The 1,343-nt window shown below is 33.8% G+C and carries 2 protein-coding genes; one reads left to right on the top strand and one right to left on the bottom strand.

The window, feature by feature from the left end; genetic code table 11:
* Window positions 1-89 precede the first annotated feature (89 nt).
* Complete coding sequence (locus tag ACWGOQ_RS24065; protein ID WP_452060388.1) at window positions 90-563, top strand: hypothetical protein; 474 nt, start codon at window positions 90-92, stop codon at window positions 561-563.
* 309 nt (window positions 564-872) lie between these two features.
* On the opposite strand, the gene ACWGOQ_RS24070 is transcribed toward ACWGOQ_RS24065, so the two are convergent.
* Window positions 873-1,343 (bottom strand): transposase (locus ACWGOQ_RS24070; protein WP_458202903.1); only part of this gene is annotated, 471 nt, incomplete at its 5' end.

Consider the following 1,343-nt stretch of genomic DNA (forward strand, 5'->3'; position numbering starts at 1 on the left):
CAAAATAAACGATTTGGCTCGGAGCAACCCGAAAGTTCAATGCTTTCTACTGCCCAACTTGCCATATATTTAACGTTAGCAAACATTAGATGAAAGTCAATTCTGAAAATATAATAAAATATCTCACAAAGAAAATACCTGAATTGAAATACACTCTGGAAAAGAAAAATATTCTGAATATTGAACCTACTGATTCCAATGGTTTTGGTATTAAAATGATAATTGACTCAACAGAAAGCACAATTTTCTTTGGAAATTCTGGACATCATATACATTGTTACGACACAGCTGAAAATTTAGAAGATTACTTGAATTTAATTGTGAATTCATTAACCGGAACTGACAGAATTGTTGCGCATATATCAAATGGAAAAGAATTTAGATGGGAATACCAAGAATTGAATGAAAACGAGGATTGGATGACAATATCTGAAATGGGAACATTTTCATGGAAATTTTGGAAAAAAAGAAAAGCTGAAGAAAAAAAAGTTCTGACAAATAATTATAAACAAAAAACGTTTGCTAACAACATATCCTATGTAAAGCCCTTTCCCAAGTCCTAGATCTTAAAAGTACGATATTTTGTTTTTTAATTAACTCATATTGATGATTTTATATTGTTGGATTGTTGGCAACGCCATTAAAGCGTTGTCAATATTTCAACAATAGCCCTTAGTAACTCCGCATCCTATATGTGGTATCCTACTAAGGCGGATCCACCAGCATCACTATGATTATGATTGGCAAACAAGGCAACTTGCTATAAAATGTGATAGCTTATAAAACTTCACCTACGTTGTTTAGTTGTCCTATTTTGTGCCAAAAGTATTGTCGAGTTTTTAGCCTTATTAATTTATTTAGTATTTTCTTTTTTAACTTACCACTCCTATTTCATAAGGAGTTTCTGTTCGTATGATCGCGTGAATACGGCTCAGTAACTTTCTGGCTACTTTGACTAAGATCCGTTTGATATCTTTACCTTGATGGGATCGATAATATTCCTGCATCACCGGATCAAAACGCAACGCTTGCCAAGTAGCCTCTACTAGATAACTTCTCATAAGACGGTTTGCTCTGGGTGTCAATCCAGAAGTCGTTAGATGATCACCACTCTGATGTACCGATGGAATCAATCCTACATAACTAGCTAATTGCTTAAAATTCTTGAACCTTCTCAAGTCTCCCAACTCACAGATAATTCCACAAGCAACTATAGCTCCTATTCCAGGTACTGACCGAAGTAAGTAATAATCCTTCTTATAATGTTTACGGCAATAAGCCCTTAATTTTATACTTACATCTCGTTTTTGTTTATCTACAAAATCATAAGATTCTAATCGAGT

Source organism: Aquimarina ulvae (assembly GCF_053613295.3).

Coding starts and splice junctions, on each gene's coding strand:
- ACWGOQ_RS24065 (WP_452060388.1), top strand. CDS start 90: ATGAAAGTCAATTCTGAAAATATAATAAAATATCTCACAAAGAAAATA.